Source organism: Paenarthrobacter sp. NPDC089675, from assembly GCF_044749185.1.
Lineage (GTDB): Bacteria > Actinomycetota > Actinomycetes > Actinomycetales > Micrococcaceae > Arthrobacter.
In genome coordinates, this window is record NZ_JBIVHM010000002.1 from 718,636 (window position 1) to 732,092 (window position 13,457).

Genomic DNA, 13,457 nt, shown 5'->3' on the forward strand with positions numbered 1-13,457 from the left:
TCTTTCCTCAATCGCCTTGCTTGCTTTTCTTGGACCGGATCCCCATCCGCGCCTATCTTTCCGCCGGCCTGGCTCCGGGGAAGTTGAGCCAGGAAAGCAGTCAAACGGGCGGCTGGAGATCCCATCCAAGAACGGGGTACCGCTCCTTGGTCCGGTTAGAAAAACCCGGGAAGGTTGTCATCGTCGGTTTCCGAGAACGCGGCTTCTTTCTCGGCGAGGTACTCATTCCAAGCTTCGGCGTCCCAGATCTCGGCCCTGGTCCCGGCACCGATGACTGCCAGTTCCCTGCCGAGGCCCGCGTAAGCCCGGAGCGCCGGCGGAATGGTCACGCGCCCCTGCTTGTCAGGTACCTCGTCAGAGGCTCCAGACAGGAAGACCCGGATGTAGTCACGCGCTTGCTTGGAGGACAACGGCGCCTCCCGCATCGACTCGTGAATGCGTTCGAATTCTTTCTGGCTGAAGACGTAAATGCAGCGCTCCTGGCCCCTCGTGAGAACCAGCCCCTCGGCAAGCTCCTCGCGGAACTTGGCGGGGAGGATGATGCGTCCCTTCTCATCAAGGCGCGGTGAATGGGTGCCTAGAAACACCGGCCCACCGCCCCTCAATCAAGGTGCCCGCACTATCCAGCTCTGCCATTACCCTCTTATGCGCTCCACTTTACTCCACAAAGCACCACAGTCAACGCACAGGACGGCGTTTCTCCACCACTTTTAGTTTGAAAAGCACCGGAATCACGGGGAAGGGGCCGGGTGGTGCGAAGTGGAGCACGCCGCCAGGCAAGGGCACGGGGTGGCGGCAGCTGTCCGACGTCAGGGGCGCGGGCCAGCGGCAGATGGCCGAATCGAGGCCGGGCGACAGGTCAGGTCAGCGCACGTGGTGCAAAGTGGAGGGGCTCACGCTGTGGGGCGATGTGGAGTGCGGCGTCGGGCCTTAAAACGCAAAAGGCCCGCAGGCGGGCCTTTTGTTTCGCGATGACTCGGAGTCTCAGTCCCGGGGACGCCGGAACTCATGAATTATTTCTGGTGCACTCCAAACCTGGCAGCCGGAGCAACCGGGTGGGGCGTGTTCAGCTATCGTCCCTGCGCCGCTCGTCCCAACGCTCCTCGAGATTGCTCATGAAGGAGCTCTTGGACTTGGTCCGGCCGGGCCTGCCTTTGCGAGTCTTACCGAACGCGGCTCCACGGAGCGTGGCGAAGTAGACGCCGGCACCCATGACCACAAAACCAAGGACACCCACAAAAATCTGTTGCATGGACACGCCCACGAGCAACAGCAGGACGCCCGCTATGGCGCCCAGCACACCGATAATGACGTGCCGCGTCGACCAACTGCGGATGGGATCCGAGCCCATGGTGTTGGCAAACTTTGGATCGTCCTCGTGAAGCTGCTTCTCGAGTTGCTCCAACAGCTTCTGTTCGTGCTCCGAGAGGGGCATCGCGACCTCCTTAAGTCAGCCAGCGTCCGGACGAACTACGGCCTTTCCGTCTGTTACCAGAACGAACAGGTCCTTTGCTTCGTTCCCGGGAATGGCTACCGACTTTGGCAGGTTCCGCGGGAGCAAAAAGCTCAGGTAAAAGCCGTCCAGACGATCTAAATATCTGTACTAATTAGGATAGTTTGTCCAGCGCCGTTCTGAAAGACGGCCCAAAGGCGCGCAAACGGGGTGCTACGGCGATTCCTGCGACTTGCCCGGTTCCAGGAGCCGGGCGGGAAGCAGCGTCTTCGATCCGAAGCGCTCGGCAACCCGGTCCAGCGCCTGCTCCGCGGCCCGCCAGTTCTCATCACGGCGGTCCAGGCTCAACTGCATGGATGTCCGGGCGGCAGGCTCCAGCTGCTCCAGCCTGACGCCTACGAGCCTGACGCTCATTGGCCTGGCCCCCAAGGACTCCATCAGTTGGACTGCCACTTGGTAAATCAATTGCGCACTGTCCACGGGCGTTTGCAAAGTGCGGCTGCGGCTCACTGTGGAGAAATCCGAGTAGCGGAGTTTGAGGGCAATAGTCCGGGACAGCAGTCCGGAACTCCGGAGGCGGGCGGCGGTCCGGTGCGACAACCTCAGCAGCTCCCTGTTAAGCAATGCGTCGTCGGCTGTGTCCATGGCAAAGGTTTCTTCCGCGCCGATGCTCTTTTCCAGCCTCGTGGGAGTCACCGGACGTGGATCGACACCCATGGACAGACGGTGGACGTGCTCGCCTCCGGCCCCCAGGATTCTCCTGAGCGTGGCCACCGGGGTGGACGCCACATCCGCCACTGTGCGGATTCCCAGCCGGGCCAAGGCCTCCGCGGTTTTACCGCCTACACCCCACAAGGCATTGACCGGCAGGCTGTGCAGGTAAGGAACGGTATCCTCTGCGTTGATCTGCAGGATGCCATCGGGCTTGCAACGCGTAGAGGCGATTTTGGCAACAAACTTCGTACCGGCGATCCCAACGGAAGCGGTGATTCCCAGCTCGGACTGAACCCGGCGACGGACCAACTGGCCTATCTCGAGGGGGGACCCCAGCCGCCTGATGGCTCCCCCGACATCGAGGAACGCCTCATCCACGCTGAGGGGTTCAACGAGGTCCGTGATCGAGGAAAAGATCTCCATGATCTGTTCCGATACCTCGTAGTACAGCTTATGCCGGGGGTTGATGACGATGGCCGCCGGACACATCCGCATTGCGATGGCCATGGGCATCGCCGACTTGACCCCGGTAGCCCGGGCCTCGTAAGAAGCGGAAAGGACCACGGAACGTTCTGCCGGGAAACCGACAATAACCGGCTTGCCCCGCAACTCAGGGCGACTGCGCAATTCCACGGATACAAAAAAGGCGTCCATGTCCACGTGCAGGATGCTGGTTCGCCGCATGTCCCGCAGGACCTCTTCGGTTCTGCGGGTCGGTTCCGTGCCGCCCATTGGGCTGCCGTCCGATGCATCCTGCCTCACAACGGCAATACTATGCCCGGCCACTGACTAAACTGGAGGCTCAGCCCCGGCGTCAGCCCACGGAAGGATACCCCTGTGAAGTTCCCTGGATCTCCCCAAACGCGAGGGCTTGCCCTGCTCGCCGTGACCGTCGCCGTTGCTGCATCGGCCTGCACGGCCGGCCCTGGCGCTCCGGACTCCGCTTCGACGTCCTCCTCCGGCACGTCGTCAAGCACGACGCCGGCAACTTCCTCGGCGTCCGGTTCCGCAACGCCGAGCAGCTCCGGGGCAACGGACACCCCCGCTTCGGCAGTTCCCAATGCAACGGCAACCGTAGGCGCGCTGGTGGAGGGGTTCCCACAGCAGCTCATTCCAGTCATGCCCAAGTCTTCCGTGCGCTCAAGCAGCTTCGACAAAAGCGCCTCCCCCGCCACAGTTGCCTTGGTCGGAACCGTGAAGGCCCCGCCGGAGGGAGTCGTGGACTACTACAAGGCGTCCCTTGAAGCCCAGGGGTTCAAGATTGTTCCGGGACCGGAAGCCGTCGGCAACGTCACGTCGATCGACTTCATCCGTGGCGAGGGCGAGACCGTGAACCTGTCCGTGCGCCAAAAGGAGGGTGTCTCCACCTTCACCATCGGCGCAAACGTGGCGGCCGGGTCCGTCAAGTGAACCCAGCTCAGCAACTTGAGTCCGAACAGTCCAGCTTCATCTCCGGCGTTTCCCGGAGGTTGGAATCGTTCTTGTCGGACCAGCGAGTCATCATGGACACGGTGTCGCCGGACGTCGCACCGCTTCTGGGTTCCATTTCGAGCCTGGTGACAGGTGGCAAGAGGCTGCGAGCCCTGATGTGTTACTGGGGCTGGAGGGGCGTCGGCGGCAATGCCGATGACTCCGGGATACTGACGGCTGGTTGCGCCCTGGAGCTTTTCCAGGCGGCCGCTTTGATCCACGACGACATCATTGATCGCTCGGATACCCGTCGGGGTGGCCCCAGCGTCCATAAGCGCTTCAGCCAATTGCACCAAGCCAATGGCTGGGCCCTTGATAATGAGCGCTTCGGACACGCCGCGGCAATCCTAACCGGAGACCTTTGCCTCTCCTTCAGCGAGGAGTCCTTCACGGAGATCGGACCACCGGCGGCATCCGGGACCGAGGCCCGCCGCATTTTCAACCTCATGAGGGCAGAGGTCATGGCCGGACAATACCTGGACATCCTCGAGGAAGTGGCAGGCCCTGTCCGGGACCGTATGGGTTCGGTTGAGCGGGCAAAGGCGATCATCCGCTACAAGTCGGCGAAGTACTCCATGGAGCATCCGCTGGCATTGGGCGGAGCACTGGCGGGGGCCTCCACGGACCTCCTTAGGCTGTACTCCGCCTTTTCCTTGCCACTGGGCGAAGCGTTCCAAATGCGCGATGACGTCCTTGGCGTTTTTGGCGACCCGGAGACCACGGGAAAACCTGCAGGGGACGACCTCCGCGAAGGCAAACGCACCGTCCTTGTCGGTTTTGCGATCAATCTGGCGCCCGCAGAGGAAGCGGCATACGTGGATCGAATGCTCGGAAGGCAAAACCTGAGCTCGGAAGAAGTTGACCGGATCCGTCACATTATTGTCGAATGCGGCGCTTTGGACGCCACAGAGTCGCTCATTGCAGAACTCAGCGATACGGCTTTCTCGGCCCTGGATCGGCTGCCGCTGGATGAATTGCCCCTGGCCGCCCTGCGTCGACTGGCAGAGGCTGCAGTCAGCAGGGCCGCATAGAAACGACGACGGCGGCATAGCGCCGCCGTCGTCCTTGGCCAAGCCGGGATTTACCAGGCGAGGGACTGGGCCCTGCGGCGGATTTCCGTCTTTCGGCCCTCACGCAGGGCATCGATAGGCCGGCCGCCCAAAGACTCATCGGGCGTGAACAGCCAAACGATCAGTTCTTCGTCGCTGTAACCGGCATCGCCGAGCACCGCGATGGTCCCCTTCAGGCTGTCTACGACATGCCCATCCTGGATGAACAGTGCGGGGATCGACCGGATATTCCGTTCCCCCCGTTTGAGCGCGACGAGCGCGCGCTCGTCCAGCAATCCGTGCACTTTGGTGATGCTGACATCCAGGATTTCGGCAACATCGGGCAAAGGCAACCAGTCGGAAACAAGGGTTTCTACATTACTCACGGATCAAGGTTGCCATGGCTGCCCATCCCGCGCCTAGCTGTACTGCCCAGGGAGGTTGGTTAGCCGGGTGAATCTGTGGCTTCAGGGCAATTTCCCGATCGTCCCGGGAGCGTCGGCAATTCATCTCCGCTTTCATGCGGCGACAGGAATTGTTGTGCGGACGCAATAAGTGTGAGAGATTCACACTGATCACACTTGCAACATTGATAACAAATGCAACATTGTTAACATCAGTAACACTGGTAACAGCGGAAACTCCCCGACCTGCCCGCTGCCGAGATGAGGACAACAATCCATGACCACGCCCCGCTCGACGAAACGAACCATGAGCATGCCGGTTATCGCGGCAACCACGGCTGCGCTTCCCGCCGTGGTCTTGTCCTCGCTTGCCTTGGCCCAACCGGCCACGGCGGCTCCGACACCCCAACCGCGGAAAATCCCGGCAACACTCGCCGCCGCCATCAAGGCCCAGGCCGCTCAAACGGGCAATGTCATTCCCGCCCAGGCCGTTGCTTCCACGATCCCTGCGGGCCTGCGCCCGCTGGCGCCCTCGGTGCCGGATACCTACAAGATCGTGCGCGGTGACACCATCAGTGCGATCGCGCGCCGTTTCAACCTGGACACCAACGATGTCCTGCGGCTGAACAACCTCTCGGCCACAACGCTGATCTTTCCCGGCCAAACCATCAAGCTCACGGGCACGGCACCCAAGGCACCTGAGGCCGCGCCGGCCCCTGCCCCTGCGCCCGCAGCAACCACCAACGCCACCACCTACACCGTGGTACCGGGAGATACCCTCAGCGGAATTGCCGCGAAGCACGGTGTCCCCCTCTCCAGCATCTTCAGCTGGAACAACCTCAACGGCAGCTCGATCATTTACCCCGGCCAGAAAATCAAGGTCAGCGGCGGGAGCACCGCACAGGCTCCGGCGGCACCGACCGCACCAGCACCGGCTGCCCCAGCGCAGCCTGTCAGTGGCGGTTCCTACACCATCAAGGCCGGGGACACGCTCAGTGCCATCGCTTCGCGCCTGGGCGTCTCCTTGTCCGCGCTGATGAGCGCGAACAACGTGACCGCCACAACCGTGATCTACCCGGGCCAAAAGCTGACCGTGCCGGGTTCTTCCAGCCTGCAGCCGGCTTCCGGCACCACCCCGTTGGTGCCAAGCTCGTTCCTTGGATTTACGTACCCGCCTGCGGTGGTCAATTCGGCCAATGAGAACAAAGCGCTTTTGAACGCCTCCCCCGTGCCAAGCCGGGCCGAGATGAAGACCATAGTTGCCGATACTGCCCGCCGCCTGGGCGTCAGCCCTTCCCTGGCATTGGCCTTTGCCGAGCAGGAGTCCGGATTCGACCAGCGCGCTGTTTCGCCGGCCAATGCAATCGGCACCATGCAGGTCATCCCGTCGTCGGGCCAGTGGGCATCAGACCTTGTGGGACGCAAATTGAACCTGCTTGACCCGTACGACAACGCCACGGCAGGCGTGGCCATCATCCGCGCGCTCGTCGCGACCAGCAAGGATCTGGACACAGCCATTGCCGGCTACTACCAGGGCCAGTACTCGGTGAGCAAATATGGCATGTACGACGACACCAAGAGGTACGTCGAATCGATCAAGGCACGGCAACGTACGTTCAGCTAAGCCATGTGCTTGAGAAAGGCCCGGATTCCGCAGGAGTTCGGGCCTTTTCCTCGCCTCGATTAGGATCGTAAGGTGCAAGAACCTCAGCAGGACCACCTGATCGGCACAACTGTGGACGGGCGCTACCAGGTGCGCTCACGCCTCGCGAAGGGCGGGATGTCCACGGTCTATCTGGCGACGGACAAACGGCTGGAACGCGACGTGGCCCTGAAAGTCCTGCACCCCCACCTGGCTAACGACCAGACCTTCCTGGAGCGGTTGAGCCGCGAAGCCAAGGCCGCAGCAAGTCTTTCCCACCCCCATGTGGTGGGTGTCCTTGACCAAGGCGAGGACGGCCATATCGCGTACCTTGTGATGGAGTACGTCAAAGGCCATACGCTCCGCGATGTACTGAACGAACAGGGCGCCCTCCCGCCGCGTTTGGCGCTGGCTTTGATCGATCCGGTGGTCGAGGGCCTCGCCGCCGCCCATCGATCGGGCCTTATCCACCGTGACATCAAGCCCGAGAATGTGCTGATTGCCGACGACGGCCGGATCAAGGTGGGCGACTTCGGACTGGCCCGTGCCGTCACCGCGACCACCAGCACAGGTGCGCTGATTGGAACCGTCGCCTACCTTGCGCCCGAATTGGTCCTGGGGAAGGCCGCCGACGCCCGCAGCGACATCTACGCCGCCGGGATCATGCTTTATGAGATGCTCACCGGGCAGCAGCCCTACTCCGGCGAGTCCCCCATCCAGGTCGCCTACCAACACGTCAACTCAGCAGTAGGGCACCCATCCGCAGTGGTACCGGGCCTTGCCCAGGACCTGGACGAACTGGTCCAGTGGTCCACCTCCGTCGACGCGGAAAACCGGCCTGTGGACGGAACAGCCTTCCTGAGCGAGCTCAGGCACGTGCGAAGGACCCTCAGCGACGAGCAGTTGGATCACCGGGCTGAAGGCTCTGTCCATGGTGCCTTCCCGGCACCGGGAGTCGAAGGTTCCGGAGGGCAGGCCACGGAAGCCATCCCCTCCGCCGTCTCCCCCACCGAGTTCATCTCCCGGCAGAGCAACCCCACCACGGTCATGGCAGCCTCAAACGCGGGACCTGGGCAAACACGGATGGTGGTGCCCGGAGTGGACGAAGATCTCCGCCAACCGGGCAAACGCGAGCTGAAACGCATCGAACGGCAGGACGCGAAGGATCGTGCCCGCGCTGCCGCCACGCCTACCCGGCCCCTAAGCGAAGGCAATCCCCGGAGGCGAGGTGTCATCTGGGCCATCGTGATCCTGGTAATCGCCATCCTTGCCGGTTCGGCCGGATGGTTCTTTGGCATGGGCCCGGGTTCTCCCGGGACGGTTCCGGACGTCAAGAACAAGACGGTCGCCGAAGCCCAACAGCTCTTGCGGACCGCTGGTTTCCAATCCGAACCCCAGGACGTCTTCGACGACGACATCCAGTCTGGTTTCGCGGTGGGCACCAAACCTGAATCAGGGTCACAGGTGCGGAAGTTCCAGCCCATCACGCTTTTCGTTTCGAAAGGGGCCGAACTCTTCGCACTTCCAGGTCTTGCTGGCGGAACCCTGGACGACGCAAAGAACGCCCTGAACGCGGCCCAAATGGCCCTTGGAAACGTCACCCAGGCCTTCGACGACAAGGTTCCCGCCGGCGTCGTGATTTCGCAGGACCCAGCCAAAGGCACCGAGGTGCGGCACGGGACTCCGGTAGCGCTGGTGGTTTCCAAGGGACCGCAGCCCATTCCCGTGCCGGATGTTCGCGGCCAGACCCAGGATGCCGCAGTCAAGGCCCTGCAAGACGCCGGACTCAAAGCAGTCATCGCCCCGGAAACAGTCAACGACAAGACCGTGCCAAAGGGCTCCATCGTGTCGCAATCGCCAGCCAACGGCAACCTGGTCAAGGGCGACGCCGTGACTTTGACGGTTTCCAAGGGCCCGAAAATGGTCAAAGTGCCTAACTTCATCGGCAAGCAGGCCAGGGACGCGCGCAAGCAATTGGAGGATCTCGGATTCGACGTAAAGGTCAACGAAATCCTTGGCGGCTTCTTCGGGACCGTCCGTGACCAGAATCCGGTCAACACCGAGGTCCCCGAGGGATCCCTCGTCACCTTAACCGTCGTTTAAGTCGGAATCACGAAAAAGAGGCGCGGCCCGGATATTCCGGCCGCGCCTCTTTTGTGTGTCTTTGGCCTAGCGCTTGGAAAGGGCTCCCGCCACAAGGAACGCCATCTCCAGGGACTGCATGTGGTTCAGGCGGGGGTCGCAGACTGACTCGTAGCGGTCCAGGAAGGCGTCCTGGTCGATGGGGTCGGCGCCACCGAGGCACTCGGCCACGTCGTCGCCGGTCATCTCGACGTGCAGGCCGCCGGGAACTGTACCCAGGGAGTGGTGTACCTCGAAGAAGCCGCGTACCTCGTCGATCACGTCGTCGAAGTTGCGGGTCTTGTAGCCGTTCGGCGAGGTGACGGTGTTGCCGTGCATGGGGTCCGTCACCCACAGGACCTGGGCGCCGGATGCAGTGACGCGCTCGACGACGGCGGGCAGCTTTTCGCGGATGTTCTTCGCACCCATGCGGGTGATGAACGTCAGTCGACCCGGTTCGCGGTTCGGGTCCAGCTTGTCGATGAGGCGCAAGGCATCGTCGCCGCTGGTGGTCGGGCCAAGCTTGACGCCGATGGGGTTCCGGACGCGGGACAGGAAGTCCACATGCGCGTGGTCGAGCTCGCGGGTCCGTTCGCCGATCCACAGGAAATGCGCCGAGGTGTCGTAGGGCAGGCCGGTGCGGGAGTCGATGCGGGTAAGGGCCCGCTCGTAGTCGAGCAGCAGGGCCTCGTGGCTGGCGAAGAACTCGACTCGCTTCAGTGCCTCGAAGTCGGCGCCACAGGAGTCCATGAACTTGATGGCGCGGTCGATGTCCCTGGCAAGGGATTCATAGCGGGCGTGGGCGGGGTTCTCCGTGAAGCCCTTGTTCCACTGGTGGACGAGGCGCAGATCCGCGAAGCCGCCCTGTGTGAAGGCACGGATCAGGTTGAGGGTGGAGGCGGACGTGCGGTAAGCCTGCAGCATCCGGCCGGCGTCGTGTGCGCGGGACTCCGGGGTGAAGTCGTAACCATTGACGATATCGCCGCGGTAGGCCGGGAGCGTGACACCGTCACGCGTCTCGTCGTTGGAGGAGCGCGGCTTGGCGAACTGGCCCGCCATGCGGCCCATCTTGATGACGGGCATTGCTGCACCGTAGGTAAGGACCACGGCCATCTGAAGAATGGTCTTCACGCGGGCACTGATCTTGTCGGCCGTGGCAGCCTCAAAGGTTTCTGCACAGTCGCCGCCCTGAAGCAGGAAAGCCTTGCCCTGCGCTGCGGCCGCCAGGCGCTCCCGCAGAACATCCACTTCACCGGCAAACACCAGCGGCGGGACGACGGAAAGTTCCTTGACGGACGCCTCGAAGACCTCGGCATCCGCCCATGAAGGCTGCTGGGAGATGGGCAGGTCACGCCAGGCGTCGAGTCCGGGATAGTTGGCGGCTCCGCTCTGGGCGGTGCTGGCAAGCGGATCTGCTACAGATGGTGCGGTGTTCGCGGTAAGCTCAGTCACCCTACAAGAGTAGTGCCCGCGCGGCGGTTGGGACATCGGGCCCGTAACTGACCCTGCCCGATCCGTCACAGTGTCGCCTGATGGTTCCCAGTGCAAGCGGATGGTTCCAGTGCGTGCGGATGGGTCCCAGCGCCGCGGGTCCTATCGAACCGCGGGTCCCGGTTCGTCCCTGTCGTCTGCTATGTCGCCGGGGGCTTCCGCCGCTGCTTCGGCCTTCTTCACAGGTTCCGGCCCCTTCCCTGCCAGGCTTGCCTTGACCACGGCGGCGTATTCATCGACGTACTCCTGACCGGAGAGCCTCATGAGTTCACGCATGATCTCGTCCGTCACCGCTCGCTGTATGAGGCGGTCATCTTCCATTCCGTAGTATCGGCTGAAGTCCAGTGGTTGCCCGAAGATAATCCCGATCCTGCGGATGTTGGGCATCCTCTTCCCGATCGGTTGCACTTTCTCCGTACCAATCATGGCTACCGGAACCACCGGCACCCGCGTTTGCAGGGCGAGCCTCGCAACGCCCACCTTGCCTCGGTAGAGGCGCGCATCGGGGCTCCTGGTTCCTTCGGGATAGATGCCAAGGAGTCCACCGGCATTCAGCACGTCCTTGCCGGCCTGCAAAGACATCTCCGACGCTGCGCCCCCTGAGCGGTCCATTGGCAACTGGTTGCTCAATCGGAAGAACAATGCCGTCATCCGGCCCTTAAGTCCTTTTCCAGTGAAGTACTCAGACTTCGCCAGGAAAATCACGGGCCTGTGGACCATCAAGGGCAGGAAGATGGAGTCGGAAAAAGACAAATGGTTGGAGGCAAGGATCGCGGCTCCATGGTCTGGAACGTTGTCCAGTCCTTTGACCCAAGGCCGGAACAGGAGCTTGACGAGAGGACCCAGGAAGATCCTCTTCATGACCCAATAGAACACGCTCGTCCTCTCACGGCCGATGGGTTGGCACTCCCGGCGGCAAGGCAGGGATTCAACAGCAACCCTACTCCAGTGAGAAATCTGCCGAACAGTGACACGATGGAGCCATGACGGAACGCAACCACGCTCCCGCCCCGCTTGCCTTCCACTACCCGGGCCACGGAGAGAATGCCTCCACGGGCGTCGCCATCTGCCATGGCTTCACGGGCAGTCCGCTCAGCGTCCTTCCCTGGGCCGAATTCCTGGCTGAACAGGGCTTCGCGGTTTCCGTCCCGTTGCTCCCGGGCCATGGAACCAGCTGGCGCGACCTTGCCACCACCCGCTGGCAGGACTGGTACCGGACGTTCGAGCAAAGTTATTTGGATCTCGCCGCGCAAACAGAGACATGCTTCGTGGCCGGCTTGTCGATGGGAGGCGCCGTGGCCCTGCGCGTGGCAGCACTCCACCCCGTCCCCGGCCTTGTCCTGGTCAACCCCGGACTGAGCTTCTATGACCGCCGCGTCAAGTACGTGGCTGCCTTGAAGTACGTCATGCCGACCACCTCTCCCATCGAAGAGGAAAATCCAGTAACCACAGTCACCGAGGACGGAGATTATTCAAAGACACCCTTGAAGGCCGTGCATGAATTGAAGAAGCTGTTCGGACAGGCAACACGGGCGCTCCCCCGGGTCCAGGCGCCTGCCTTGGTATTCAAGTCCGTGGTTGACGGTGTCATACCGCCGACTTCGCTGGCTACCATCGCCAAGCACCTTGACCCGGCCAAACTCAAGGTGGTCTCCCTTCCGGGAAGCGGTCATGTGGCGACGCTGGACGTTGACGCGCCAGTGATTTTCGAGGAATCCGCCCGTTTTTTCCGCCGGCATGCCGATGACAGAGTAGCCTCGGAGTCATCATGAAAATGCTTCCCGATTTCTCACCGTTCCGTAGTCCCTGGAGCGGCTCGGGTCCGCGCGTCGGGGTGGTGATGTCCCATGGCTTCACGGGCAGCCCGCACAGCGTCCGGCCCTGGGCGGAGCACCTTGCCGCGTCCGGATTCGCCGTCAGCCTTCCCCTGCTTCCCGGGCATGGGACGACGTGGCAGGACATGGCCACCCGGTCATGGCATGAGTGGCACCAGGCAGTGGACGAGGCATACCTGGAACTGGCCGCGGAGTGCGACTACGTCTTCGCCGCGGGCTTGTCCATGGGCGGGACCTTGGCACTGCGCATCGCGGCCACCCGCCCGGTGGCCGGCACGATCGTGGTTAACCCGGGAATGGTGCTGGATGATCCCCGTGCCTTGGTGGTGGCAGCACTGAAGTACGTAGTCAAGAGCACTCCGGCGATCGCCAACGACATCCTCAAGCCCGATCAGGACGAGGGCGCCTACGCCCGTACACCTGTGGCAGCGGCCCACCAATTGAAGAAGATGTACAAGGACACCGCAGCGCTGCTCCCACGCATTGATGCTCCTGTGCGGGTATTCCGTTCCACGGTTGACAACGTGGTCTCCAACGCGAGCCTGAAATTCCTGCAGGCCAGGGTTCAGGCCCCTGTTGACATCACTTACCTCCACAACAGCCACCACGTTGCCACCCTGGACAACGATGCTCCCGAGATCTTCGCCGGCACTGTGGAGTTCATCCAGAAAACGCTGGCGATGCGAGACGGCAACGGGCCTTCGCTGGAAAAGGACAAAGCCGATGAACAGGCCTGATCCAAACTCCGCCGACCAGAGCGCCAACAATGATGACGACGCGGTGTGGCTCGATCTTGTTGCCAGGCTGGAAGCTACGCAGTCATCCCTCGTCGATGACGAGGACAAAGACGAAAGCACAGGCACCGTGTCGAGTGGGGCCGGAAGGGTCTTCGCGGACTTCGATCCGCTGGGCCTGCAGGTCCCGACTGATCCAGTGGCAGGGAACGCGCCTGCAGAAAAGGAATTGGACGGCAGGACGCCGGGTCCCCGCGACTTTGAGGTGGACGACGACGATGACGGGGCCTTCGTGCCCGAGGACCCGCCGAGCCTGGCGGGAACCGAACCCCTGACGATGCTGGCTTGGCTGGGCGCCGTGGGAGGCCCGCTTGCCCTGCTGTTCACGGCGATGTTCTGGCGGACGGCTCCGCTGGCAGCAGTCATGGGGATCGTTGCCGCCTTTATCGCCTCGGTGGTCTACCTCATCATGCGTCTTCCCCGCGAAAAGAACGAGGACGACGACGGCGCCCGCATCTAGTTACCCCCTCGCGTCAGGCGGCAA

Annotated in this window: 13 protein-coding genes; 7 read left to right on the forward strand and 6 right to left on the reverse strand. The window is 62.6% G+C overall.

Annotation, left to right across the window (positions count from 1 at the left end; translation table 11 throughout):
* Positions 1-155: 155 nt before the first annotated feature.
* From mraZ to dinB, 3 genes are all read right to left on the reverse strand, one after another.
* Positions 156-587 (reverse strand): division/cell wall cluster transcriptional repressor MraZ, encoded by a 432-nt coding sequence (gene mraZ / locus ACIPY2_RS07335; RefSeq protein ID WP_400265689.1) that lies wholly within the window; start codon positions 585-587, stop codon positions 156-158.
* A gap of 479 nt (positions 588-1,066) precedes the next feature.
* Entirely contained in the window at positions 1,067-1,435 is a 369-nt protein-coding gene (locus ACIPY2_RS07340) for a DUF3040 domain-containing protein (protein WP_400265690.1), read from the reverse strand.
* 231 nt (positions 1,436-1,666) lie between these two features.
* Positions 1,667-2,899 carry a DNA polymerase IV gene (dinB, locus tag ACIPY2_RS07345; RefSeq protein WP_400265762.1) on the reverse strand — a complete coding sequence of 411 codons (1,233 nt, stop codon included), beginning with the start codon at positions 2,897-2,899 and terminating at the stop codon, positions 1,667-1,669.
* A 105-nt stretch (positions 2,900-3,004) separates the two neighbouring features.
* Here dinB and ACIPY2_RS07350 point away from each other — a divergent pair, with 105 nt between their 5' ends.
* On the forward strand, positions 3,005-3,577 hold the full coding sequence (locus ACIPY2_RS07350) for a hypothetical protein (protein WP_400265691.1): 573 nt from the start codon (positions 3,005-3,007) through the stop codon (positions 3,575-3,577).
* The gene (locus ACIPY2_RS07355; protein WP_400265692.1) at positions 3,574-4,668 is read left to right on the forward strand and encodes a polyprenyl synthetase family protein; all 1,095 of its coding nucleotides are present in this window, start codon (positions 3,574-3,576) and stop codon (positions 4,666-4,668) included. Before ACIPY2_RS07350 ends, ACIPY2_RS07355 begins: the two co-directional genes overlap by 4 nt.
* Positions 4,669-4,718: 50 nt before the next feature.
* Here the strand turns inward: ACIPY2_RS07355 and ACIPY2_RS07360 are convergent, their stop codons facing one another.
* On the reverse strand, positions 4,719-5,072 hold the full coding sequence (locus tag ACIPY2_RS07360; protein ID WP_400265693.1) for an Rv2175c family DNA-binding protein: 354 nt from the start codon (positions 5,070-5,072) through the stop codon (positions 4,719-4,721).
* A 295-nt stretch (positions 5,073-5,367) separates the two neighbouring features.
* On the opposite strand from ACIPY2_RS07360, the gene ACIPY2_RS07365 reads away from it, so the two are divergent.
* Positions 5,368-6,714, forward strand: a complete 1,347-nt coding sequence (locus ACIPY2_RS07365) for a LysM peptidoglycan-binding domain-containing protein (RefSeq protein ID WP_400265694.1) — start codon at positions 5,368-5,370, stop codon at positions 6,712-6,714.
* Positions 6,715-6,786: 72 nt separating this feature from the next.
* Positions 6,787-8,835: a Stk1 family PASTA domain-containing Ser/Thr kinase gene (pknB, locus tag ACIPY2_RS07370; RefSeq protein ID WP_400265695.1), complete on the forward strand. Its 2,049-nt coding sequence runs from the start codon at positions 6,787-6,789 to the stop codon at positions 8,833-8,835.
* A 66-nt stretch (positions 8,836-8,901) separates the two neighbouring features.
* Here pknB and ACIPY2_RS07375 read toward each other — a convergent pair whose 3' ends face one another.
* Both ACIPY2_RS07375 and ACIPY2_RS07380 read right to left on the reverse strand, forming a co-directional pair.
* Entirely contained in the window at positions 8,902-10,305 is a 1,404-nt protein-coding gene (locus ACIPY2_RS07375; protein ID WP_400265696.1) for a class II 3-deoxy-7-phosphoheptulonate synthase, read from the reverse strand.
* A 141-nt stretch (positions 10,306-10,446) separates the two neighbouring features.
* Positions 10,447-11,220 (reverse strand): lysophospholipid acyltransferase family protein, encoded by a 774-nt coding sequence (locus tag ACIPY2_RS07380; RefSeq protein WP_400265697.1) that lies wholly within the window; start codon positions 11,218-11,220, stop codon positions 10,447-10,449.
* A 107-nt stretch (positions 11,221-11,327) separates the two neighbouring features.
* Here ACIPY2_RS07380 and ACIPY2_RS07385 point away from each other — a divergent pair, with 107 nt between their 5' ends.
* From ACIPY2_RS07385 to ACIPY2_RS07395, 3 genes are read left to right on the forward strand one after another with little or no spacing between them, the layout of a single operon-like run.
* Positions 11,328-12,116 carry an alpha/beta hydrolase gene (locus ACIPY2_RS07385; RefSeq protein ID WP_400265698.1) on the forward strand — a complete coding sequence of 263 codons (789 nt, stop codon included), beginning with the start codon at positions 11,328-11,330 and terminating at the stop codon, positions 12,114-12,116.
* Complete coding sequence (locus ACIPY2_RS07390) at positions 12,113-12,916, forward strand: alpha/beta hydrolase (RefSeq protein WP_400265699.1); 804 nt, start codon at positions 12,113-12,115, stop codon at positions 12,914-12,916. The genes ACIPY2_RS07385 and ACIPY2_RS07390 overlap by 4 nt, the downstream gene beginning before the upstream one ends.
* A complete protein-coding gene (locus ACIPY2_RS07395; RefSeq protein ID WP_400265700.1) occupies positions 12,903-13,433 on the forward strand; it encodes a hypothetical protein in 531 nt (176 codons plus the stop codon). Before ACIPY2_RS07390 ends, ACIPY2_RS07395 begins: the two co-directional genes overlap by 14 nt.
* Positions 13,434-13,457: the final 24 nt, after the last annotated feature.

What these genes read in the sequence shown, in the direction of transcription:
- ACIPY2_RS07340 (WP_400265690.1), bottom strand. Translation starts at nt 1,435, where the DNA reads ATGCCCCTCTCGGAGCACGAACAGAAGCTGTTGGAGCAACTCGAGAAG.
- dinB (WP_400265762.1), bottom strand. Translation starts at nt 2,899, where the DNA reads ATGGGCGGCACGGAACCGACCCGCAGAACCGAAGAGGTCCTGCGGGAC.
- ACIPY2_RS07365 (WP_400265694.1), top strand. Translation starts at nt 5,368, where the DNA reads ATGACCACGCCCCGCTCGACGAAACGAACCATGAGCATGCCGGTTATC.
- ACIPY2_RS07385 (WP_400265698.1), top strand. Translation starts at nt 11,328, where the DNA reads ATGACGGAACGCAACCACGCTCCCGCCCCGCTTGCCTTCCACTACCCG.
- ACIPY2_RS07390 (WP_400265699.1), top strand. Translation starts at nt 12,113, where the DNA reads ATGAAAATGCTTCCCGATTTCTCACCGTTCCGTAGTCCCTGGAGCGGC.
- ACIPY2_RS07395 (WP_400265700.1), top strand. Translation starts at nt 12,903, where the DNA reads ATGAACAGGCCTGATCCAAACTCCGCCGACCAGAGCGCCAACAATGAT.